Genomic DNA, 903 nt, shown 5'->3' with positions numbered 1-903 from the left:
TGGTTATAGCATGGGGGATCCACCTCTTCCCATTCCGAACAGAGAAGTTAAGCCCCGTCACGCCGATGGTACTGCGTAACAGTGGGAGAGTAGGTAGCCGCCGTTTTGGAAGTGGGGGTGTGTCGTAATGCACGATGCACCTTCTTTTTTCGTTAGCCATAAAAATCGGTTCATGTTCTTTAAGCTGCGATATTTTGGGGATTTCTCTGATTTATGTGTCCCCAACATCTGAATATAGCGGCGGCAAGCCCATAAAACAATTCAGTCAGCCAGCCAATACATCCTTTTTGCATCTTGGCACACATCTTTTTTATATTGAAGGCAATGGCAAAGAAGGAAAAGTCCATGAAGACCTTGTCCATCCCAAAATGGCGGAAACGCTTGTAGTTCATATTGTTTTTCATTTGTCCGAACACGGCTTCCGGTTCTATACATCTCTGTCCCCTGTGTTTCAGACCTTCCTCGGAGCAGAGCAGCTCTTTGGCTTTTTGCCTGTATCTCCTGAGCCTGTGATTCAGTTCAATCGTCCTGTTCCCCTTTGCTTTAAAGCATCGGCATCTTAGCGGGCAGCCCTCACATCTGACGGCTCTGTACCTGGCATTTTCGCTGACATATCCGGATGCAGTTTTCACGCGTTTGGTCCCTATCCTCCGCATCTTTTGTCCTATGGGGCAGATGCAGAAGTCATGCTCTTCATTGTAGTAGAAGTTTTCTGGGCTCAGTAGAAATTTAGTGGGGATATGCATATAGTTTTGCAATACGGAATAAGAAGAACTTCTTGGGCTCAGTAGAAATTTAGTGGGGATAGGCATATAGGTTTGCGATACGGAATAAGAAAAACTTCTTGTCTGCAACCCCTCTGAGGTTTGCTCTGAAGAGCTTGATTTTAGCGTTGAAAGACTC

Annotated in this window: 1 protein-coding gene and 1 rRNA gene; one reads left to right on the top strand and one right to left on the bottom strand. The window is 45.7% G+C overall.

The genetic code is table 11. The features are described 5' to 3' along the window. A 5S ribosomal RNA gene (rrf, locus tag B5F77_RS15405) occupies positions 1-106 on the top strand; the annotation flags it as partial. Between the two features lie 73 nt (positions 107-179). Here rrf and B5F77_RS15400 read toward each other — a convergent pair. Beyond that, positions 180-903: transposase (locus B5F77_RS15400; protein WP_239446394.1), on the bottom strand; the 724-nt coding region annotated here is incomplete at its 5' end.

It is taken from the genome of Parabacteroides sp. An277, assembly GCF_002159645.1.
In the GTDB taxonomy this organism is placed as follows: domain Bacteria; phylum Bacteroidota; class Bacteroidia; order Bacteroidales; family Tannerellaceae; genus Parabacteroides.
The sequence above is the reverse complement of the archived record's forward strand: the minus strand, read 5'-3'. Positions and strand labels throughout refer to the sequence as shown.